12 protein-coding genes are annotated in these 19,058 nt (G+C 42.3%); 3 read left to right on the top strand and 9 right to left on the bottom strand.

Annotation, left to right across the window (positions count from 1 at the left end):
• Positions 1–121 precede the first annotated feature (121 nt).
• Positions 122–679 carry a fasciclin domain-containing protein gene (locus ACEN9X_RS00770; protein ID WP_413668587.1) on the bottom strand — a complete coding sequence of 186 codons (558 nt, stop codon included), beginning with the start codon at positions 677–679 and terminating at the stop codon, positions 122–124.
• A 91-nt stretch (positions 680–770) separates the two neighbouring features.
• Here ACEN9X_RS00770 and ACEN9X_RS00765 point away from each other — a divergent pair, with 91 nt between their 5' ends.
• Positions 771–1,772 carry a phosphotransferase enzyme family protein gene (locus tag ACEN9X_RS00765; RefSeq protein ID WP_413668586.1) on the top strand — a complete coding sequence of 334 codons (1,002 nt, stop codon included), beginning with the start codon at positions 771–773 and terminating at the stop codon, positions 1,770–1,772.
• 74 nt (positions 1,773–1,846) lie between these two features.
• On the opposite strand, the gene ACEN9X_RS00760 is transcribed toward ACEN9X_RS00765, so the two are convergent.
• Both ACEN9X_RS00760 and ACEN9X_RS00755 read right to left on the bottom strand, forming a co-directional pair.
• The gene (locus ACEN9X_RS00760) at positions 1,847–5,062 is read right to left on the bottom strand and encodes a DPP IV N-terminal domain-containing protein (RefSeq protein WP_413668585.1); all 3,216 of its coding nucleotides are present in this window, start codon (positions 5,060–5,062) and stop codon (positions 1,847–1,849) included.
• 113 nt (positions 5,063–5,175) lie between these two features.
• A complete protein-coding gene (locus ACEN9X_RS00755) occupies positions 5,176–7,383 on the bottom strand; it encodes a penicillin-binding protein 1A (RefSeq protein WP_413668584.1) in 2,208 nt (735 codons plus the stop codon).
• On the opposite strand from ACEN9X_RS00755, the gene ACEN9X_RS00750 reads away from it, so the two are divergent.
• Complete coding sequence (locus ACEN9X_RS00750; protein ID WP_413668583.1) at positions 7,373–7,510, top strand: hypothetical protein; 138 nt, start codon at positions 7,373–7,375, stop codon at positions 7,508–7,510. The genes ACEN9X_RS00755 and ACEN9X_RS00750 overlap by 11 nt on opposite strands.
• A 243-nt stretch (positions 7,511–7,753) precedes the next feature.
• Positions 7,754–8,632: a polyphosphate kinase 2 family protein gene (locus ACEN9X_RS00745; RefSeq protein WP_413668582.1), complete on the top strand. Its 879-nt coding sequence runs from the start codon at positions 7,754–7,756 to the stop codon at positions 8,630–8,632.
• A gap of 57 nt (positions 8,633–8,689) precedes the next feature.
• On the opposite strand, the gene ACEN9X_RS00740 is transcribed toward ACEN9X_RS00745, so the two are convergent.
• From ACEN9X_RS00740 to ACEN9X_RS00715, 6 genes are all read right to left on the bottom strand, one after another.
• Positions 8,690–9,058 carry a hypothetical protein gene (locus ACEN9X_RS00740; protein ID WP_413668581.1) on the bottom strand — a complete coding sequence of 123 codons (369 nt, stop codon included), beginning with the start codon at positions 9,056–9,058 and terminating at the stop codon, positions 8,690–8,692.
• 112 nt (positions 9,059–9,170) lie between these two features.
• Complete coding sequence (locus tag ACEN9X_RS00735; protein WP_413668580.1) at positions 9,171–12,218, bottom strand: GH92 family glycosyl hydrolase; 3,048 nt, start codon at positions 12,216–12,218, stop codon at positions 9,171–9,173.
• Between the two features lie 205 nt (positions 12,219–12,423).
• Positions 12,424–15,561 (bottom strand): efflux RND transporter permease subunit, encoded by a 3,138-nt coding sequence (locus tag ACEN9X_RS00730; protein ID WP_413668579.1) that lies wholly within the window; start codon positions 15,559–15,561, stop codon positions 12,424–12,426.
• 68 nt (positions 15,562–15,629) lie between these two features.
• The gene (locus ACEN9X_RS00725; RefSeq protein ID WP_413668578.1) at positions 15,630–16,733 is read right to left on the bottom strand and encodes an efflux RND transporter periplasmic adaptor subunit; all 1,104 of its coding nucleotides are present in this window, start codon (positions 16,731–16,733) and stop codon (positions 15,630–15,632) included.
• A 20-nt stretch (positions 16,734–16,753) separates the two neighbouring features.
• Positions 16,754–18,028, bottom strand: coding sequence for a TolC family protein (locus tag ACEN9X_RS00720; protein WP_413668577.1), 1,275 nt, complete (start codon positions 18,026–18,028; stop codon positions 16,754–16,756).
• Between the two features lie 234 nt (positions 18,029–18,262).
• The gene (locus ACEN9X_RS00715; protein ID WP_413668576.1) at positions 18,263–19,048 is read right to left on the bottom strand and encodes an amidohydrolase; all 786 of its coding nucleotides are present in this window, start codon (positions 19,046–19,048) and stop codon (positions 18,263–18,265) included.
• Between the last annotated feature and the right edge of the window lie 10 nt (positions 19,049–19,058).

Genomic DNA, 19,058 nt, shown 5'->3' with positions numbered 1-19,058 from the left:
AACCCATTATGTTTTGATGTTATTTTAATTATAGATGCTTCCTTTTATTGCAGAAAGTTTCTACATACTATAACTCAAATACGTAATTATATTATACCGGGATTGTCATTTGACAGTCTGTTTATATCAGCTTCTTTTTAGGCACCAATACCTTACTTACCAGGTGCACTATACCATTGTTTTGTTTTATATCAAACTGGTTGATCACGCTTTTACCTCCGTTGCCATCAATTAAAACAATGTTACTATTGCTATCTATTTTAGCGAACAATTTTCCACCCGAAAGCGTGGTAAACGTGGCCGTGCCTTTTCCCTTATTGATCTTTTTCTGAATGTCCCTTGCTTTTAGCTGCCCGGCAATGGCATGGTAGGCAACTAAATCAGTAAGTTCCCAAATATGCGCCGGTTTAGCAAGAGAGTCAAACTTGCCGGTAGGCATATCGCTGTATCCGCTATCAACAGGTACAAATATGGTGATTGGTCCCCGGCTGGTGTAAGTAAGCGACAGGTTTGTTTTTTGAATAAAAATATAAAATGTATGTGTATTGGGCGCTGTGGATATATTTTTTACAATATCATTGGCCGGGAGCATTGTTGTATTACTGCTTTTGTCGTTAGTTTGGGCCAGTAATAATGGCGGGCAAAATGCAATTGATATGAATAGCAGTAACTTTTTCATAGTGTGTAAGTTATAAGTTAAACATACAAAATATAAATAGGTTTTAAAATGGATAGCCGGGTTGTAGATTATAAACTACCTTTGTTGACCTATGGAAATCTTCCCTACGCAATATTCAACCTTATCCTCAAAAGCACTGAATGTAAAACTTCGGGAAAGTTATGGTTTAGACGATACAACATGCCGCTTATTGATCCGTAATGTGAGCGATACTTATGTTATAGAAAATGTGACTGAAAAGTACATTTTCAAAATTTACAGGGATGCCCACCGTAAGCTGGAAGAGATCAAAGGCGAAGTAGAATTATTGACCATTCTGTTTGAAAAAGGAGCTAAAGTATCCCGGCCAATTTCTGATATGAATGGAGGAATACTGCAGGTTTTCAATGCTGCGGAAGGTACACGGTATGGTGTTTTGTTTTCCTGGGCACAAGGCAGTGTTATTTATGCCATGAATGATCGGCAGCTTGAAACTGTAGGCAGGGAGATGGCGGCCATACATAATATCACTTCGTCAATTGAGCTTCATCATTATCGTGAAGTTTATTCGGTGGATACCACTATAGTTAATCCGCTTAAAATACTTGAACCTGCATTTGTTGGGTTAGAAGAGGAGTATGCCTATCTAAAACAAACCGCCAGGGAAGTAATTGAGCGGTATAAGCAATTTGATGGGAACTTCGGCTATGGTTATTGTCATTTTGATTTTCTCCCGAAAAACTTTCATTTCACCGTTGATAATGAGATAACCTTTTTTGATTTTGATTTTGCGGGCAAAGGGTTATTGGCTTATGATATTACCTCTTTTTTTATTCATTACTTTTTAGAGTTTACTTACGGCAAAATCTCTGAGAGGGAAGCCCGTGATGCATTTCACATTTTTGTTGATAGTTATCGTAAAATTCGGCCATTATCGAATGAGGAAATTGCCGCCATACCATATTTAGGCTTTGGCTTTTGGGTGTTTTATTTTGGCTTTCAGTACGAAAACTTTGATGACTGGTCGAACTTGTTCTGGGGGCCTAAGTTTATGAAAGACCGGGTTGCACTGATTAAGAAATGGATGAATACTGCTCATATTTTATTACCGTAGTTTGATATTGAGACGAAAGTTAAAATAGAAAAAGCGGCCATCAGCCGCTTTTCTTATTTTACAATAAGCAATTATTACCAACCCGGTGTAAAGCCTAAACCAAACAACGGCTTTTTAACGTCGCTGCGGTTAAACGGAACAGCCAGGTAAGGCTCCAAAATAAAAGCACCAAATACGTTAATACGCAGGGAAATACCCGCGCTTAAAGCAGGCACACGGCCGTAAAGGTTTTGAGTAGTTACTTTCCCTGTGTTATCAACAAAATCCTGCTGGCCAATTACCGGCGGATCTTTCTGGAAGTAAATATGGTCGCCTGCATTCCAGGCCAATCCTGCATCGAAGAATAAGTTAAGATCGGTAAACAGGAACTTTGATTTTATAGCAGCCAATTTTTCGGGCCCGGTAAACGGCAAACGCACCTCAAAGTTGAACACTGCCAGGCGACTCCCTGACAATTGATCAATAGTGAAGCCATTAGTGGTGGCCTTGCCGTTATTATAAAACGTTTGACCCTCATAACCCCTGATGTAAAAAGGATAGCCTACAAATAGCGGATAAAGTCCTTTATCATCACCAAAACGGCCGGTTGCAAAGAACCTTGCTGCAAAAGTAACCGGCGCGGTACGTACATATTTCCTTACATCAATAGTAGGCGAAAAGAAACGGTAGGTACCAAAGTTATAGCCGGCTTCAAGCCTGTACCTGAACCCATTTAATGGCGCTGTTACACCAAAAAATGAATTATCGCCAATTAAAGCTGTCGAAAGCGTTAAAATGGAATATGATTTTAAATTATAAAAATAGGTTGAACCGTAATTTTGATTAAGGGTTGCTGATTCCTCATCGTTAGGGATTTTTTTCCTGTCGGATGTGATGTAATTACCAATACTTACCTGTTGTTTACCATTAACCATGGTGGTATCAAGCAGATAATAATCGCTGTAACGGTCAACACGGTAATAGTTGTGCGAGGCTGCTCCGCTCACTTCAAAGCGGGTAGTTCTTGATATGGGATAGGAGGTAAACACCCTGCCTGCATCTTCAAAGTTGCGGATAATGTCGATATTATCAGAGTAAACCGTTTGATTTTTTCCACCCACATTTTTTACCGGGTAAGTGGATGTATTGAAGCCGAACTGGTAGGGTATATGTGAAACGCCCACACCAAGGTTCCACCTGCCGGTTTGATTTACATAAGTTACAGCAGCACCCGAATCATAAATTTGTCCGTTTACCGAAGCAGCGGCAAAGATCTGGTTACGACCCAGGATATCACTGAATACGCCTTGGATACCGCTTGAAAGACTTGTGCCATAAAAGTTACTAACGCCAACACCGATGCCGCTACCAGCCAGATAATCGAGTTTGAATTTGGAGCGGAACGGAATTGCCTTAACCGAATCGGTTGGGATTTTGCGGTAAGCCAAAAAGTTGTTCAGGTTGGAGTTGATCAGGTCTACACCGACAGAACGATTGGGCGGCAAGGTACCTGCTGCAAAATTAACATCGCCCGGCTGCACTACAATCGGTGTAAAGTCGGATGCTTTAGCGTTGTAAATAGAATATTTTTGTGCGCGGTAATAAGAATAAACTACATCATCATGGTTGGAAATACTTAAAGCCGGAGAGTATTCTGTAATGCCCGAAATACCAGTGAACAGGTTGGTCATTTGATCTATCTGTCCCGTGGCTATGGTGTAGCGGTATAAATTACGGAAGCCATCGCGGTTTGACAGGAAGTAGATCTGTTTACCATCGGCCGAATATTGCGGGTTCAGATTGTTTGCTCCGTTAAAAATTTTAATGTCGGTTACTTTTCCTGTTGCCAGATCAAGCTCGGCAAGGTTGAAAGGGATATCCTGTTCAAGGCTTTGGTCGTAGGTTGTCCTGTCGCTCGAAAAGATGATCTTTTTACCATCGGGCGAATAGCTTGGCTGATAATCAGAAAATTTATCGTTGGTAAGTTGGTTGATTTTTTTAGTATCGAAGTTATAAGAGTACAGATCGCTTTGGCCTTCTACCAATCCCTGGAAAACGATATCCTTGCCATTGGGCGACCATGACAGGTTACTGAACTGGGCAACCTGCTCCATAGAGATGTCATCAATTACATTACCGCTTTTCAGGTCGACCACATCAAGCTTGTTACGACCCTTGCTAAATACACTGAACGCGAATTTAGTCCCATCCGGCGACCACGCACCTGCCGATTCGATAAAGTTAAACTCATCAATATGCGTGTTGGATACCTTACTCGTGAGCTTTCGTAATATACGCCCGGTTTTGGCGTCGGCCAGGTAAAGATCAATACTGAACAAACTTTTGGCCGACAGGAAAGCTACATATTTACCATCGGGGCTAATAGATGGAGCAACAACCAGATCGCCGCCGTTTTTACTGTCGATGAGTTTGATACCTTTTGGTGTTTGGGTGGTATCTTTTAAAAACGGTTTATAGGTAGCTTCGATAGAGTTTTTCCAAAGGCGGGAAAGCGTACGGTCGTCGTAGCCAAAAGTTCTTCTGATGCCATATTCCAAACCAAATTTGGCTGCGTTTTTAAAGAACGGGACTATCACCGTATCACCATAAGTTGAGCCTATGAAGGACCAGAACGCCTCGCCATAACGATATGGAAAATATTTGCTGCTTTCGGTAAGGTCACGAACGGTAGGGATATCATGGTTCAGATAGGCATCGCGCATCCACATAGCTGTGTAAGTGTCCTTTTTACCTAACGACAGGTATTCGGCCATGCCTTCAATCATCCAAAGCGGAATGTTGTTTATATTTTCATATTCGGATGAATCATGGCCCATCAACAAGCGGTATTGGAAAGCATGTACCAACTCGTGGCCTATAACGTGCCTGGTAGTTTGGTTGGTTTCCATTACCGGCATTACCACGCGGTTTTTGAGGCCTTCGGTAACACCGCCGGTGCCCACGCTAATTTCGCCGTCGATAGCTGTAGTTTGCTGAAAATCGGGGTGATTGGCGTATAAAATTATGGGGTTGGCGTGTTTAAAGGTATCCCTGAAAACCTGTTGATGCAGGGTATACCAAAGCTCACTTTCCTGGGCAAAGCGTTTCACCATGCTATCATTTTTCAGGTAATAGTAAATCTCAAAGTGCGGGGTTTTATAAACGTTAAACTTGAGGTTTTTGTACCTTACTTTGTTTTGGCCAAAATATTGCGCCTTTACATTGGTGCTGATCAGCAGCGAGCCAACAAAACAAATAAATATAATGGTGTGCTTTTTAACTCTATTGAAAAGTGAGTAAACTTTATTCATATATTATTTATGCTAAATAGATATGGCTAATTTAATAAAATAAGGTTGTTCTTAATTCAAAAAACAACCTTATTCATTTTCTCTTCACTTATGAAAATAGCGCCTATACCTGTTTATCGCTGGTTAGGCGGCGTACTTTCCGGGTTTTCCGGATTGCTTTCCTGTACAGGTGTTACGCCTGTTGTATCAATAGGGTTGCTTAAGCTATCCGTTGATGTTGTATCTTCTTCAATATGTGGCGACGGACAGTTATAGGTTTTGGTGATCTTGGTCCATGGTTTTGGGAACGGACCATAAGTGTATCCTAATGACTGATCAGCATAAACCTTTTCCATAAACCTGCCGAAGATAGGCAGGGCCGTATGTGATCCTTCGCCGGTTTCGGAAGAGGTGAAGTGTACCGAACGGTCATCGGCACCAACCCAAACACCGGTTACAAGGTCTTTGGTGATACCCATGTACCATCCGTCGACATAATCAGACGAGGTGCCGGTTTTACCGCCTATCTGGTTGTCTTTTTTCCAAAGTCCGTTATATTCCCACAGCGCCTGCGAAGTTCCACCTGGTTCTTCCATGCCGCCGCGGAACATGTAAAGCATGAGCCAGGCAGTTTCTTCGCTTAATACCTTTTCGGTTTTAAGTTTAAACTCCTGTATCACGTTACCCTGCTGATCGGTGATCTTTGTAACCAGCAGCGGGTCAATTTTTTCGCCTTTGTTAAGGAACGTGCTGTACGCCCTAACCATTTCATAAACCGAAACATCGTTTGACCCTAAGGATACCGAAGGAACCGACTTTAGCGGGCTTTCGATACCGCAACGGTGAGCATATTCTACTATTTTATCCCAGCCTACTTTTTCGGTAAGCTGTGCGGTAATAGAATTTACAGATTTGCCCATAGCCCAGCGCAAGGACATTTCACGATAGGAGAAATGGAAATCGGCGTTGTTAGGTTCCCAAACTTTGTCTTCGCCGTTGTCTTTGTATTTGATAGATACGGGTTTGTCGGTGAATTTATCGCAAGGGGTAAAACCATTGTCGAGCGCAGTAAGGTAAGCGAACGGTTTGAAGGTTGAACCTGCCTGCCTGCGGCTTTGGTTTACGTGATCGTAGTTAAAGAAACGGTGATCGATACCGCCTATCCAAACCTTTATTTTACCGGTTGACGGCTCCAGGGTCATCATACCTGTATTAAGGATTTTGGCGTAATATTTAATGGAATCTATGGTAGAAAAAGTGGTATCCTGTTCACCATGCCAGGTAAATACCTTCATTCTCTTCTTGCTTTTAAAGTAATCCTGGATCTTTACGGTGTCACCACTATATTTTTTCTCAAGTAGCTTATAAATAGGCAGCCTTTGCTCGTTTTTAAGAATAAAATCTTTGATCTCAACGCCTTTTGAATCGCGCCACGGGTTTTTGTTTCCCCATAGGTTATAGAAGCGTTTTTGCAGCATCTTCATTTTTTCGGCAACGGCCTCTTCGGCATATTGCTGCATCTTGGAGTCGATGGTGGTGTAGATCTTTAAACCATCCTCATAAAGGTTATAATCATTATCCTTACACCATTTATCCAGCCATTTTTCAACTGCGCGGCGCAGGTATGAATCACCATGCGAGTCATCTTCAACATAGCTCAGATCAAGCGAGAGTGGCAACGCTACGTTACTTTTGTATTGATCAGCAGTGAGGTATTTATATTTTTCCATCTGCCCCAAAACGGTATTACGCCTTTCGGTAGCACGCTGCGGGTTTTTAATAGGGTTGTAGCTTGATGTAGCCTTCAGCATGCCTATAAGCAATGCCGATTCGGCTGGGTTTAAAGTACCCGGCTGCTTGTTAAAATATTTTAAGGATGCCGTTTTTATACCATAAGTATTATTACCGAACGGCACGGTATTGAAATACAATGTCAGTATTTGCTGCTTGCTATAAACATGCTCAATTTTAAAGGCCGTAAGCCATTCTTTACACTTATAAACCACTGTCCGCAACAACGGGATGTGTTTAATTACCCCCTGCGATTTCTTTTTACGCGTTTCGAACAGGTTTTTGGCCAATTGTTGGGTTATGGTACTGGCACCTCGCTTATCACCTTTGGCGGTTGAAAGCACGCTGGTGAAAAAGGAGTAAAAATCCACACCTCCGTGACTGTAAAAACGCGCATCCTCGGTAGCTACAAGGGCATTTACAAGGTTGGGAGAGATCTCTTTAAATTCGATAGGTGAGCGGTTTTCCTTATAATATTGCCCTATGAGTTTACCATCGGCAGTATAAACTTCTGATCCTACTGAAAGTACGGGGCTTTTAATGTCCTGCATGTCGGGTGAGTATCCGAAAAGCCAGAGGAAGTTAAGTTCTATCGAACAAAAAAAGATGATAACGAAGTATATGAATATGACGAAGTATCTTAAAAAGCGATTGCGTATACGTCTGAACATTGGGTAAAGATGAAAAATTATAGCACTACATCATAATGCTGTTTGACAAATATAAACAACGTAAAATAGACAGGTAAATTTTAGGTTAACACTGGTATGATACATATTTATAAGGTGCAAAGTACACAATAAATAAATCAAACGCTGTTTTGGATATAAAAAATCGGCTGTTACAGGCTGCAGGGCTTGTTTTAATCAAGCCATTAAAACTTTATACTGTTTTTTGTACTTTGTATGAATATCTATTTATATGAAAAGTTTGACCGAACAATTTAAAATAAAGAGTGATTCTAAATTCTCGCTGAGCGATTATGACCCTGCATTCAGCGATAGTTACGAAAAAGAAAATGCCGATTTGGTGTTGAATGAACTGATAGCTGAAACGTCTAAATTGGAAGCACAACTTTATGCCTCAAATAGTTATTCATTGCTTATTATTTTTCAGGCGATGGATGCAGCCGGGAAGGATAGCGCTATTGCACACACCATGTCTGGCATAAACCCTCAGGGCTGCCAGGTTTATAGCTTTAAACAACCCAGCTCAGAAGACTATGACCATGATTTTTTATGGCGGCATTATAAGGCCCTACCCGAAAGGGGGCGCATTGGGATTCATAACCGGTCGCACTATGAAAACGTGCTGGTAGTTAAGGTGCATCCCGAGCTTGTTTTAAAAGAAAATAACCCGGCCATAAAACAAGTAGAAGATATTGATAAACAGTTTTGGGAACAACGGTACGAGAGCATCCGAAATTTTGAAAAACATATCCATAGTAACGGTACTGTTGTGATCAAGTTTTTCCTTAATGTTTCCAAACAAGAACAAAAGAAGCGGTTTTTGAAGCGGATAGATAACCCCAAAAAGAATTGGAAGTTCCAGGCCAGTGATATTGCAGAACGGGAACATTGGGATGAGTATATGAAAGCTTATGAAAAAGCCATTAACGAAACATCAACAGATGATTGCCCCTGGTATGTGATACCGGCTGATAAGAAATGGTTTACCCGTATTGCAATATCAACAATAATCAGGGATACCTTGAAAAAGTTGAAGCTGGAATTCCCTGTTTTGCCGAAGGAAGAAATGGACAAGCTTCGGGAAGCTAAGGGGGGATTAGAAAAGCAGTAACGCTGCTATTAAGACTTACGAAGTTTCAAAAACTTCGTAAGTCTGCCTGCTGTCGACTTAAAGTCCTGAAAACATATTTTGTGCGGGTTCTCCAATAAGCGGCATTGGTTTTCTTTCGCCGTTAATTGCGCCAATTAAACCGATGATCCAAATAACCAGTAAGCCCAGGCGTATAATCCAGAGGATGGACGCGCCAATAAATATCCCTGATGTTACAAAGGCTATTCCTATAATAAAACCGGCAATCCATGAAATAAGAATTGATACCAGGTGAAACAACAAGGTTTGCCTCATCTGGTAGGATGCAAGCGATGTTTTATTGTTGGTATATAATGCAAAATAAGCAATAAGCCACCCGATAAGCGTAAAATAACTAATGATTCCGGCGGTCTTACCGTCGTCAGAGGTAGGTTTGTAATTTTCCATGTGTGGTAAAGTTTTTTGTATAAAGCTAACTATTTAAAAATGAAATAGTTTTATTCATTTTAAACATCGGGCTTTATTCATTTGCATATCCGCACATCTGAAATTTGCACATTTAGTCTACAGTTATTTCATCTGCAAAAATATAGGATTGGCTGCCTTTGTTCTCATGCCATTCGGGAAGCGGGCCATATTGCTTGGCAATTAATTTAATATAACGGGCATTGGTGTTTAGCAGTGCGGTAAACTCCTGTGTTTGTACGTTGGTATCCTTAATATCGACTTTGGTATTAACGGTAGTTGCCAGTTTATAGGTTTTACCATCGTTTGATGTCCAAAACTGTACATATTTAGGGAACACGATCCATGCGCGGCTATCCTGCAGCGTGTTGATGCTAATTTGCTTGATAGGTTTAACCGCGCTCATATCAACAACGGCAATAAAATCTTTACCCTGGTAGCCCTGCCAGTTGCCTAAGCGCCAATTGGTAGTTCCATGTTGCCCGTCAATTAATGATTCATCGCCTTTGGCCGGGTAGTTAGGTAGGTATTTGTTAATTATAGTCAGTTTAATATCGTTGCGGAGTTTGATAAAACTTGCCTCGTCAACAAAGCTGCTTTTACCATCTTTTATGGCAATGGTTTTTACCGTGATATTATCGCTGATATTGATTGGCTGCGTATAGGGTGTTGACGATGCAGTAGGAGCAGAGCCATCGAGCGTGTAGTAGATCTTCGCATCAGCATCCTGATCTTTGATTTGGATGCTGAATGGTTGTTTGAACGATTTGGCCGGTGCAATGATATATGGGTTAGGAATGATCAGGTTATCTGTGATCTTTGAAACAGGTTTTTCCAGATCCTGGGTAAAGATCCTGTTAGCCAGCCTGCCGGTGAATACTTCAAAATCGCCGCCTTTTACAATATCATCATAGTTGATAAAAAGCTTGCTGTACACTTTTTTATCAAGGTTCATGCCCTGCAGATAAATGTTGCTTCGGGTAATGCCTGCACCGGGGTTTATGATATTAAATTTTTTGCCGTTTTCCAGGTTGATCACCGCTTTATCAAATTGCGGTATGCCAATCTGGAAATCCTGCTGACCAGGGGCGATGTTATAGATACCCAACGAGCTCATCACGTACCAGGCCGACATTTGTCCGCAATCTTCATTGCCTGCTAAACCGTCAGGTTTGTTGCTGTATTCCTCGCGTAAAATACGACTTACATAAAACTGGGTTTTGTCAGGGGAGTCGGTGAAGTTGTACAGGTAAGCCATGTGATGACTTGGCTCATTACCGTGTGCATATTGACCTATTAACCCGGCTACATCCGGGATATCACTACCGCTTAGCTTTGATTGTGTGTTGAACAGTTCATCAAGCTTGTTTTCAAATGCCTGTTTGCCGCCCATTTTATCAATCAGGGTTTCTACATCATGAGGTACCAAAAACGAATATTGCCAGGAGTTGCCCTCGGTATAATTGCCATTGATCTCTGTAGGATCGAAAGGTTCCAGCCAGCCGCCGTTTGCACGGGCCTGCATAAATGTGTTTTGATTGTTGAAAACGTTTTTCCAATACTGCGCACGCTGAATATATTGTATATAATCATCAGTTTTGTTGAGCATTTTGGCCATCTGCGCAATGCACCAGTCGTCATAAGCATACTCTAATGTTTTTGACACAGAGGCATCTTCCACATCTGATTGTACTGCACCATTTTTGCGATAATTATCCAGGCCAAACTGGTTGCGGTTTACGGCGGCTTTCATCGCCGTAAAAGCTTTTTCTGCATCAAAATCGCGGATGCCCTTAGCATAGGCATCAACAATAACCGGGATGGAGTGGTTGCCGATCATGCAATAAGTTTCGGTTGTAGCCAGCGGCCATATCGGCAATAATCCCCCCTGATCATACATCGCCAAAAAGCTTTTGATGAAATCAAGTGTGCGTTTACGATCAATCAGCGTTAACAGCGGGTTCTCGGCCTGGTAGGTATCCCATAGGGAAAACACGGTGTAATAATCAAATCCCTGGGCCGTATGTACCTGCTGATCCATGCCCCGGTATTGCCCGTCAACATCGCTATAGATGTTTGGCGCTACCATGCTGTGGTATAGCGCGGTGTAAAATATAGTCTGTTTTATTTTAGCATAATCGGGTTGAACCACCTTTTTGACGGGAGGAGCATAACTATACGGCCCTGTACCGCCCATAGGCTGAGCTTGTGCTGAAGGCGCGGGAGCGCCACCCTCGACCTGGATTTTATTAAGCTCATGGTTCCAGGCTATTTTGGCTTCCTTTTGGATCTTTTTAAAGTCGAAGTCAGGTACTTCGGCATCCAGGTTTTTCAAAGCCCCTTCAGTACTTACTGAAGAAATACCCACTTTGCTGATCACTTCGCCTGGATTATCAAACTGCAAAAACAACTTTATATTTTTACCCCGAACTTTGCTTTGCCCGTTTTGCACTTCGTTGTTTAACGCTATTCCATAGGTTTTAAAAGGCTTTGAAAACTTGGCGTAAAAATATACCTGCTGTTTATCGGCCCACGATTTTGACATGCGGAAACCACGTACCTCATGATCGTTTACTACTTCTATCCATGAATCGAGTACTTCATCGCGATGTTGCAGGTCGATAATAATGTTTGCTTTATCAGTTGATGGATAAGTATAACGATGTACTCCTGCACGGGGAGTGGCTGTTAGCTCGACGTTGATGTTGTATTTATCAAGCAGGGTATGGTAATAGCCGGGCGTAGCACCCTCATTCTTTTTGCTGAAGTGCGAGCGGTATTCGGTGTTTTTGAATTTAGGATCGCCGGTGGTGGGCATAAACAGCACATCACAATAATCGGGTACGCCTGTGCCGCTTAAGTGCGTATGTGAAAAGCCGTAAACCAAACTATCGGTATAATGATAGCCCGAGCAGCCGTCCCAACCCTCAAGCCTTGTATCAGGACTAAGCTGTACCATGCCAAAAGGCATTACCGCGCCGGGATAAGTGTGCCCGTGCCCGCCGGTACCGATAAAAGGATCAACCAGTTGAGCATAGTCCTTATCCTTTTCTTTTTTCTTTTGTGCCGATGATAAAAACGGCAGAACAAGCAACAAGGCGACCGGTAAAGCAGAACGGAATGCGGGCTTTATAAATAACATATTATTAAAAACCAATTATATGATTTGAGTGTGCACAAATTACACTAATTACCATGAATATTTACTAACAGGAACGGTCACTATTTTATTGTTAAGACAATAATGATCAGAAAAACAAATAGCGATAGGTACAGACCCATCGCTATTTGTTTTATATAACCAATTCGTGAAATTCGGTTTAATTCGAAATAATTGGTGCTCAATCTTATCCCTTTATCATACCTACTTTTTTCAATAGCTTACGGTTTTCACGACGGTGGATTAAACGGTACACTATGGCGTAAATGATAGGCAATATCAATAAAGTTAATATGGTTGAAGTTACCAAACCTCCGATTACCACTATAGCCAGGGGTTTTTGCGTTTCCGAACCGATACCTGTTGAAATAGCTGCCGGCATCAAACCAATGGCGGCCATTAAGGCGGTCATTACAACAGGGCGTACACGTGATATCACGCCTTCGCGGATAGCTTCATCAAGGTGCATCTTTTCTTCAAGATTTTTCTTGAAGACTGATATCAGAATTACACCATTCTGGATACACACACCAAACAAGGCTATGAAACCGATACCTGCCGAAATACTGAAGTTGGTGCCGGTAATGTGCAGTGCCAGGATACCGCCTATCAGCGCGAACGGCACGTTCAGGATTACCAAAACTGCATCTTTAGCATTGCCAAAGGTGATGAACAGGATCAGGAATATCACCAGCAAACAAACCGGCACAACGTGTGCTAAAGTGTTTGATGCCCTGATCTGGTTTTCAAACTCACCGTTCCAGGTAAATGAATAACCCTGATCTAATTTCACTGCTGCGCCAACTTTATCCTGTGCCTCGGCAATGGTGCTACCTAAATCGCGGCCACGTACCGAGAATTTCACAGCGATGTAACGCATATTGTTATCCCGGTAAATAAACGCCGGACCAGTAAGCGTAGTGATCTTTGAGATTTCTTTGATGGCGATTTTTGAACCGTTAAGGGTTGGCACCATCAGGTTTTCAATTTTGCTTTGGGTATCCCTGAACGGTTTTTGATAACGGATCCGGATATCGAATTTGCGTTCGCCCTCATATAATTGTGAGGCTGCTTTACCGCCTATGGCCATCTCAATAACCGAGTTAGCATCGGCAGTTGATACACCATAAAGCGCCATTTTGCGCTGATCAAGCTCGATACGGAACTCCGGCTGACCAAGGTTGCGCAAGATACCAAGGTCTTCAACCCCCTGGATCTTTTTGAGCACAGCCATTACCGAATCGGCCTTTTGGTCGAGCACCTGGAAATCGGGGCCAAATATTTTTACAGCCATGGATGCCGGTACACCTGCAACAGCTTCGGCTACGTTATCAATAATAGGCTGCGAGTAGTTGAACACGATACCCGGGAACTGACTCAGCTTTTTATCCATTTCGGAGATCAGTTCTTCCTGGGTGATATGGCGTTTCCATTCTTTTTTAGGCAGAAGGTCAACCTGGATCTGTACGTTAAAGAAGCCTTTAGGATCGGTACCGTCATTGGTACGGCCAACCTGCGATAAGGTTTGTTTCACTTCGGGGAAGGTTGAAAGGATCTGCCTCATTTTATCAGTAACCTTAACCGAACTTTCCAATGAAGTACTCATCGGCAACTGGGCAGTTACCCAAAGGGCTCCTTCATTAAGCTGTGGCAAGAATTCTGATCCTAAAAATTTGGCTGAGAAGAAAGTAACTGACATAAAGGCCACTGCTACTATCAAGCTCAATTTTTGGTTGCGATATGTATAACTGAACATGCGGCGGATGCCGTTCTCGAAGAACAATACAACCGGGTTATGCTTCTCTCTTACGTTTTTGTTTAGTAAAATACTTGACAGTGCGGGCACTAAAGTGAGGGTAAAAATCAATGCGCCCAACAATGCAAAGCCTAAAGTATAAGCCAGCGGCGAGAACATTTTACCTTCTACTTTCTGGAAAGCAAAGATGGGCACTAAACAGGTTAGAATGATCAGTTTAGAGAAGAAGATGGCTTTACCCATCTCTGCACCGATATTTTTGAACAAACCAAGCTTAGCCAGTCCGTTAAATTTCTGCATGCCTACTTCTTTGGCCCTGTGATCCAACGCCACGAAAATACCCTCAACCATCACCACCGCACCATCTATAATGATACCAAAATCCACAGCGCCCATCGAGAGCAGGTTGGCACTCATGCCTTTTAATCTTAAACAAATAAAGGCAAATAGCAGGGCCAGCGGAATAATGATTGCCACAGTAAGGGTTGTACGCCAGTCGGCCATGAACAGTAATACAATAACGGTTACCAGGATAATACCCTCGCAAAGGTTATGGATAACGGTTTCGGTACAGAAATCCATCAGCGTGGTACGATCATAAAAAGTAGAGATCTTTACGTCGGTAGGTAAAATATGTGCGTTAAGGTCTTTAACTTTATCATTGATGCGTTCCAGTACTTCGGCAGGGTTCTCGCCCTTACGCATCACCACGATACCTTCAATAACATCATTCGCTTTATCGCGGCCAACCTGGCCTAAACGCGGTAAACCACCCTCTTTTACATCAGCAATGTCACGTGCCAGGATAGGAACATTGTTTACATTTTTGATGATGATATTTTGGATCTCTTCAATATTATTGATCAAGCCGATACCACGCACCACGTAGGCCTGGTCGTTTTTTTCGATAATGTCCCCACCCACGTTAATGTTACTGCGATTGATAGCGTTGTAAACATCAAGCGAGGTAAGACCATATTTTTGTAATAGCGAAGGATTAACGCTCACTTCGTAGGTTTTTTCCTCGCCGCCAAAGCTGTTTACGTCGGCTACACCGGGGATTGATTTAAACTGGCGGTCAAGTACCCAATCCTGAATGGCTGTAAGTTCATGTAATGATTTAGTGTGGCTCTTTAATGTATAGCGGAAGATCTCACCTGTTGGGCCATAGGGCGGCTCAACCTCCGGTTTAACACCATCGGGTAAATCGGCATTGCCCAGGCGGCTTAATACCTGCTGGCGGGCAAATGCATCATCAACATCGTCATCAAAAATAATGCGGACATATGATAAACCGAATGATGACGTGGTACGGAGGTTAGCCTTTTTTTGTACCGAGTTTAAAACGGTTTCCATAGGTATGGTAACCATTTTTTCCATTTCTTCGGCGCTGCGGCCCGGCCATTGGGCTATAATGATGATCTGCGTATTGGTAACGTCGGGAAAGGTCTCGATGGGAGTGTTGGAGTAACTCCAGATACCCAAAACAACCAATACCAGTGTCATAAAAAACACGAAGTAGCGGTGCCTGAGCGAGAAGTATATAATATTTTTGATGAACTTGTTCATTGTAGTATCTCTATTTTAAAAACGTGGCTGCCAGGAATTAAGCCCGACAATTTTCAGTTTACCGGTACTTAGTTATTACCCGCTATGGCATCATAAAAAAGCAGCTGATTTTTAGATATGATCTTGTCGCCGGCCTGCAAACCAGATGATATATAAGTGGTGTCTTCAACCGTTTTTATAACTGCTACCTGGCGTACTTTCAAATCGTCTTTGCTGTTATAAACTACTACAAAGTTTTTGCTGTTGTCGTAAACCACGGCTTTGGCGGGTATGGCAACTGATTGTGCTTTTTCGCTGTTGGCTATGATCACACTGGTAAACATTTCTGGCTTAAGCAGCATGCCATCGTTAGGTAACACGATCTTGATCTTTAATACCTTATTATCAGGGTCAAGCACGGAGCTTACCGCATCAACTTTGCCTGTAAATACTTTATCGGGGTAAGCAATGGTAGTAACCTTGGCGGTATAACCTACTTTAACACGGCTGATGTCTGATTCAAACACGTTAGCCCAGATCCAAACATCTTTCATGTTTGATATGGTGAACATGCTGTTAGCGTTGTCCGGGCGGATGAAACCGCCTGCCGTAATGTTTTTTTCAACCACGAAACCGCTTTCAGGAGCTTTGATCACCAAGGTACCACCGGGACTGGTGTTACCACCGCCGTTAATGGCAATCTGATCTTTTACCTTGCTGTAAGCAGCTTCGGCTTTATTGTAATTTTCTTTAGCTTCGGTATAATCGCGCTCGCTTGAGATGCCGTTTTTGTACAAATATTCGGCTTGTTCAAGCTGACGTTTGTAAATCGCAAGATCTGATTTTGACGAACTCAAATCAGTATAGTTACCTGCAACGTCGGCACTGCGTACAATAGCAAGGGTTTGACCTTTGCTTACCTTATCGCCCAGCGAAACTTTTACATCCAGCACCTGTCCGCTTGAGAAAGGGAATACTTTAACAACGGTATTGTCATCATATGATACCTCGCCCGAAAGGGTAAGCTCATTTTTTATGGTAGCGATCTTGGCAGTATCAATAGTGATAATTTTTGCCATCGAATCGCTCACAGTTACCTGTTTGTTTTCAACAGCAGGAGGAGTTTTGCCTTTACAGGCGGCAAGTAGTAGCAAAGCTGAGATGCCGGAAAACAGCGTTTCTCTTTTCATCATAGTAAGTCTTATAAAGTTAGTCAGGATTTTATTACGGTAGTGCCAACAGCAAAATTGAGGTCGGCAATGGCTTTTTGCAGGTTATATTGTTGTTGCAATATTTTTAATTTGGTATCCTTATAGGTGTCAAAAAAATCAACAAACTCTACAAGGCTTATCTGGCGTTGCTGAAAACTCTTAAGCATTGCGCCAAACAGTTTATCATACTGCTCATTAAAGGCGATTTGCTGGGTAGAGAATAATTGAACGTTGAGCTTATATTGATTAACAGCAGCAACAACATCATTTTTAAGCTGGAACTCACTTTGTTTTAAAGTGCTCTCCTGGCTTTTTATGTTATACTGTGCCGATTTGATATTACCCTGGTTTCGGTTAAACAATGGGATTGGCAAACCAATCTGTAAGCCGTAATAGTTGCGGGCGTAGCTGCTGTTTTGGTCATATGATACACCGATAGTTACATCAGGCACCGCAAGCGCTTTTTGATAAGCAAGGTTGTGGGTTGCCGAACTTAACTGGTATTGGTTTGACAGATAATCGGGCCTGTTGGTCATGGCCTGGCTGATAAGCGACTGCACATCAAGATCAACAGTTTCAACCGGTTTATCGTTTACAATGGGTTGTACAAACGTAGTTTCCTTAGTTTGCAGCAACGTTTTAAGCTCGGTTTGCAGGTCGTTGATCTGGCGGTTATTTTCAACCATATCGTTCTGCAAGCCAAATAACAGGGCTTTCAAACGGATGAGGTCCTTCATGGAAGTATTACCTACATCAAATGATTTTTGAATAGCATTAACCAGTTCTGTTGCCGATTTGATTTCGTTTTGATAAACCAACTGCTGCGCGTTCAAAGATGCCAGCTGACCGAAGTCAAGCTGCAGGTTGTAACGCAGGTTGCGCATCAGGTCATTAAAAGCAGCTTCCTGAACTTTGGCATCGTCTTCGGCTACCTTTACCTGTTTGCCGCGTTTGCCCGCAGTGGCAAATACCTGGTTTAACTGGACGAAAACTTGTCCGCCTTTGTTTGAGTGGTTGAAAAATTTATTGGTGCTACCGTCATGAATGTTTTGATCGGTGCTTAAAACGGGGTTGTCCCATAGTTTAGCTTGTTGAATGAGTGCCTTTGAGGCATCAACATTATACTTTTGGGCAAGAAGGCTCAGGTTATTTTCAATGAACTGTTTTTCAGCATCAGGGAAAGTGATCTTTAGTGTATCTGTTTGTGCTTCGGCCTTTTGTGTTAGTAAACTAAAAAATAAGGGTGATATAAATAGCAGGGATTTTATAGTACGCATGTTTCCTTCATCAATTCTACATTACAAAAGTTCAAAACGGTTATGAATTTTGTATGAAGTGAAGAAAAACTAATGGTAGTCTGAACCCGGATTTGGGGGGATTTTCAGGATTGCCGAATTTTTGTTTGAACCAGGATTTGGGAAGATTTTCGGGATTGCTTGATTTTTTTGCTTGGCAGTTGAGAAAAGCAAATCCAATTAATCCTAAAAATCCCCCCAAATCCGGGTTCTGGTTCAGACATTAATCTCAAAATCATCTGCATCCTTTAAAAAGGGCAGCGCGGTGCGTACTTTCTCAACTTCATCACCAATGATACTGAAGGTATACAGGTCTTCTTCATCGCGTTTGTAATAAACTACCTTGCCGCTAGGGTCAATACAGGTAGAATCTCCACTATGATAAACTTCGTTGCCGTCATGACCTACACGGTTAACCGCTATTACGTACGATTGGTTTTCGACAGCACGTGCAGGGATCAGGGTACGCCAGTGTGCCGCCCGGCGCTCGGGCCAGTTGGCTACAACAATGAGCAGGTCGTAAGGGTTTTCGTCGATATTGCGCAGCCATACCGGGAAACGCAGGTCGTAACAGATTACCGGACAAATTTTCCAGCCGTTCAGTTCTACAAAAAGTTTTTTGGTACCTGCAGTGTAAGTATTATGTTCATTGCCAAGTGCAAACAGATGGCGTTTATCATAATGTTCATGCGTTCCGTCGGGACGCATCCAAATTAGCCTGTTGTAGTACTTGCCGCCCTCTTTAATAATAATGGTTCCGGTTATTACGCAGTCATACTGTTTGGCTGTTTTTTCCATCCATTGCATGGTTTTACCATTCATGGGTTCGGCCAGTTCGGCAGCATTCATGGTGAAACCTGTAGTGAACATTTCGGGCAGTATGATGAGATCTGTTTTCTCGCGGATCCCGCCCGAGAGCCTGAGGGTAATATTTTGAAGATTTTTATCGGTATTTTCCCAAAAAAGGTAGCCTTGAAAAACAGTAATTTTTAGATTTTCCATAATAGTTGGT

The sequence above is a fragment of the Mucilaginibacter sp. Mucisp86 genome, from assembly GCF_047324315.1.
GTDB lineage: Bacteria > Bacteroidota > Bacteroidia > Sphingobacteriales > Sphingobacteriaceae > Mucilaginibacter.
Note: the sequence above shows the minus strand (reverse complement) of the source record. Positions and strands in the feature narration are given on the sequence as shown.

What these genes read in the sequence shown, in the direction of transcription:
- ACEN9X_RS00770 (WP_413668587.1), bottom strand. Translation starts at nt 679, where the DNA reads ATGAAAAAGTTACTGCTATTCATATCAATTGCATTTTGCCCGCCATTA.
- ACEN9X_RS00765 (WP_413668586.1), top strand. Translation starts at nt 771, where the DNA reads ATGGAAATCTTCCCTACGCAATATTCAACCTTATCCTCAAAAGCACTG.
- ACEN9X_RS00760 (WP_413668585.1), bottom strand. Translation starts at nt 5,062, where the DNA reads ATGAATAAAGTTTACTCACTTTTCAATAGAGTTAAAAAGCACACCATT.
- ACEN9X_RS00750 (WP_413668583.1), top strand. Translation starts at nt 7,373, where the DNA reads ATGTCCTGCATGTCGGGTGAGTATCCGAAAAGCCAGAGGAAGTTAAGT.
- ACEN9X_RS00755 (WP_413668584.1), bottom strand. Translation starts at nt 7,383, where the DNA reads ATGCAGGACATTAAAAGCCCCGTACTTTCAGTAGGATCAGAAGTTTAT.
- ACEN9X_RS00745 (WP_413668582.1), top strand. Translation starts at nt 7,754, where the DNA reads ATGAAAAGTTTGACCGAACAATTTAAAATAAAGAGTGATTCTAAATTC.
- ACEN9X_RS00740 (WP_413668581.1), bottom strand. Translation starts at nt 9,058, where the DNA reads ATGGAAAATTACAAACCTACCTCTGACGACGGTAAGACCGCCGGAATC.
- ACEN9X_RS00735 (WP_413668580.1), bottom strand. Translation starts at nt 12,218, where the DNA reads ATGTTATTTATAAAGCCCGCATTCCGTTCTGCTTTACCGGTCGCCTTG.
- ACEN9X_RS00730 (WP_413668579.1), bottom strand. Translation starts at nt 15,561, where the DNA reads ATGAACAAGTTCATCAAAAATATTATATACTTCTCGCTCAGGCACCGC.
- ACEN9X_RS00725 (WP_413668578.1), bottom strand. Translation starts at nt 16,733, where the DNA reads ATGATGAAAAGAGAAACGCTGTTTTCCGGCATCTCAGCTTTGCTACTA.
- ACEN9X_RS00720 (WP_413668577.1), bottom strand. Translation starts at nt 18,028, where the DNA reads ATGCGTACTATAAAATCCCTGCTATTTATATCACCCTTATTTTTTAGT.
- ACEN9X_RS00715 (WP_413668576.1), bottom strand. Translation starts at nt 19,048, where the DNA reads ATGGAAAATCTAAAAATTACTGTTTTTCAAGGCTACCTTTTTTGGGAA.